This is a genomic window from Yimella sp. RIT 621 (assembly GCF_004146205.1).
GTDB lineage: Bacteria > Actinomycetota > Actinomycetes > Actinomycetales > Dermatophilaceae > Yimella > Yimella lutea.
This window is the reverse complement of sequence record NZ_SEIP01000030.1, coordinates 1-3,355: the sequence shown is the minus strand read 5'-3', so window position 1 is coordinate 3,355 and position 3,355 is coordinate 1. Positions and strand designations below refer to the sequence as shown.

Below are 3,355 nucleotides of genomic sequence, written 5' to 3'. Positions count from 1 at the left end.
TTTTTTGTGTAAGTTTTTAAGAGCGTACGGTGGATGCCTTGGCACCAGGAACCGATGAAGGACGTAGGAATCTGCGATAAGCCTCGGGGAGTCGATAACCAGACTGTGATCCGAGGATTTCCGAATGGGGGAACCCCGCACCATTCATGTGGTGTGACCCATACCTGAACTCATAGGGTATGTGGAGGGAACGTGGGGAAGTGAAACATCTCAGTACCCACAGGAAGAGAAAACAACAGTGATTCCGTGAGTAGTGGCGAGCGAAAGCGGATGAGGCTAAACCGCGGTTGTGTGATACCTGTCAGGGGTTGCAGTCGTGGGGTTGTGGGATCGTTCTTACCAATGCTGACATGTTGGTGGGCAGTTAGAAATGGCGCGTGTAGGCGAAACATCTTGAATGGTGTACCGGAGAGGGTGTAAGTCCTGTAGCCGAAACATGTGTCACTGTCTTGGACGTGTTCCCAAGTAGCACCGGGCCCGTGAAATCCGGTGTGAATCTGGCAGGACCACCTGCTAAGCCTAAATATTCCCTGGTGACCGATAGCGGACTAGTACCGTGAGGGAAAGGTGAAAAGTACCCCGGGAGGGGAGTGAAATAGTACCTGAAACCGTGCGCTTACAATCCGTCAGAGCCTCCTTGTTGGGGTGATGGCGTGCCTTTTGAAGAATGAGCCTGCGAGTTAGTGCTCAGTGGCGAGGTTAACCCGGGTGGGGTAGCCGTAGCGAAAGCGAGTCCGAAGAGGGCGTTTTTAGTCGCTGGGTCTAGACCCGAAGCGGAGTGATCTACCCATGGCCAGGTTGAAGCGACGGTAAGACGTCGTGGAGGACCGAACCCACTTAGGTTGAAAACTGAGGGGATGAGCTGTGGGTAGGGGTGAAAGGCCAATCAAACTCCGTGATAGCTGGTTCTCCCCGAAATGCATTTAGGTGCAGCGTCACGTGTTTCTTGCCGGAGGTAGAGCTACTGGATGGCTGATGGGCCTCACCAGGTTACTGACGTCAGCCAAACTCCGAATGCCGGTAAGTGAGAGCGTGGCAGTGAGACTGTGGGGGATAAGCTTCATAGTCGAGAGGGAAACAGCCCAGATCACCAGCTAAGGTCCCTAAGCGTGTGCTAAGTGGAAAAGGATGTGGAGTTGCTGTGACAACCAGGAGGTTGGCTTAGAAGCAGCCACCCTTTAAAGAGTGCGTAATAGCTCACTGGTCAAGTGATTCCGCGCCGACAATGTAGCGGGGCTCAAGCACACCACCGAAGCTGTGGCAATCACACGACACCCTGATTTCAAGCCTTGTGTTTGTGGTCCAGGGGTGTGGTTGGGTAGGGGAGCGTCGTGTGGGCAGTGAAGCGCCGGAGTGATCCAGGTGTGGAGGCCACACGAGTGAGAATGCAGGCATGAGTAGCGAATGACGGGTGAGAAACCCGTCCGCCGAATAACCAAGGGTTCCAGGGTCAAGCTAATCTGCCCTGGGTAAGTCGGGACCTAAGGCGAGGCCGACAGGCGTAGTCGATGGACATCCGGTTGATATTCCGGAACCGGCGAAGGACCGCCCATATCGAACCAAGGGATGCTAACCACCCGAACCATCATGTTCGTACGCCTTCGGGTGTGCGTGTTGGTGGGGAGCGTGGGACCCGATCTTGTAGTAGGTAAGCGAGGGAGTGACGCAGGAAGGTAGCCTCCGCGGGGCGATGGTTGTCCCCGTCTAAGACTGTAGGCCGACTGGTAGGCAAATCCGCCAGTCATGAGGCTGAGAGTTGATAGTGACCACATATGTGGGAAGTAGGGTGATCCTATGCTGCCGAGAAAAACTTCTAGCGAGGTTCGAGCCGCCCGTACCCTAAACCGACTCAGGTGGTTAGGTAGAGAATACTAAGGCGATCGAGTGAATCGTGGTTAAGGAATTCGGCAAAATGCCCCCGTAACTTCGGGAGAAGGGGGGCCCAATCCTTGAAGTGACTTGCTCACTAGGGGTGAGGGCCGCAGAGACCAGGGAGAAGCGACTGTTTACTAAAAACACAGGTCCGTGCGAAGAAGTAATTCGATGTATACGGACTGACGCCTGCCCGGTGCTGGAACGTTAAGGGGACCGGTTAGCCTTTGGGCGAAGCTGAGAACTTAAGCGCCAGTAAACGGCGGTGGTAACTATAACCATCCTAAGGTAGCGAAATTCCTTGTCGGGTAAGTTCCGACCTGCACGAATGGCGTAACGACTTCTCCACTGTCTCAACCGCGAACTCGGCGAAATTGCACTACGAGTAAAGATGCTCGTTACGCGCAGCAGGACGGAAAGACCCCGGGACCTTTACTACAGCTTGGTATTGGTGTTCGGTACGGCTTGTGTAGGATAGGTGGGAGACTGTGAAGCATGCACGCCAGTGTGTGTGGAGTCAACGTTGAAATACCACTCTGGTCGTTCTGGGCTCCTAACCTCGGTCCGTGATCCGGATCAGGGACAGTGCCTGGTGGGTAGTTTAACTGGGGCGGTTGCCTCCCAAAAGGTAACGGAGGCGCCCAAAGGTTCCCTCAGCCTGGTTGGCAATCAGGTTTTGAGTGTAAGTGCACAAGGGAGCTTGACTGTGAGACAGACATGTCGAGCAGAGACGAAAGTCGGGACTAGTGACCCGGCGGTGGCTTGTGGAAGCGCCGTCGCTCAACGGATAAAAGGTACCCCGGGGATAACAGGCTGATCTTGCCCAAGAGCTCATATCGACGGCATGGTTTGGCACCTCGATGTCGGCTCGTCGCATCCTGGGGCTGGAGTAGGTCCCAAGGGTTGGGCTGTTCGCCCATTAAAGCGGTACGCGAGCTGGGTTTAGAACGTCGTGAGACAGTTCGGTCCCTATCCGCTGTGCGCGTAGGAAACTTGAGAAGACCTGTCCCTAGTACGAGAGGACCGGGATGGACGAACCTCTGGTGTGTCAGTTGTTCCGCCAGGAGCACCGCTGATTAGCTACGTTCGGAAGTGATAACCGCTGAAAGCATCTAAGCGGGAAGCACGCTTCAAGATGAGGTTTCCATGCCCCTTTGTGGGTGAGAGGCTCCCAGTAGACGACTGGGTTGATAGGCCGGACGTGGAAGCACAGTAATGTGTGTAGCTGACCGGTACTAATAAGCCGATAACTTACTCAAACCCTTCACAACAAAGGGTTCCTGCAGTTCATGCTTTAGCGTCCACTATGCGATATCTGAAACAACACGCAACAAACCTGTTGGCGTCATAGTTTCATAGTGTTACGGCGGTCATAGCGAAGTGGGAAACGCCCGGTCACATTCCGAACCCGGAAGCTAAGCCCTTCAGCGCCGATGGTACTGCACTCGGTAGGGTGTGGGAGAGTAGGACACCGCCGGACTTC

Annotated in this window: 2 rRNA genes; both read left to right on the top strand. The window is 54.7% G+C overall.

Going from position 1 to position 3,355, the window contains the following annotated elements:
* Positions 1-6 precede the first annotated feature (6 nt).
* A 23S ribosomal RNA gene (locus EU513_RS15540) occupies positions 7-3,131 on the top strand.
* A 103-nt stretch (positions 3,132-3,234) separates the two neighbouring features.
* Positions 3,235-3,352: ribosomal RNA gene (gene rrf / locus EU513_RS15535) — 5S ribosomal RNA — on the top strand.
* Positions 3,353-3,355 lie beyond the last annotated feature (3 nt).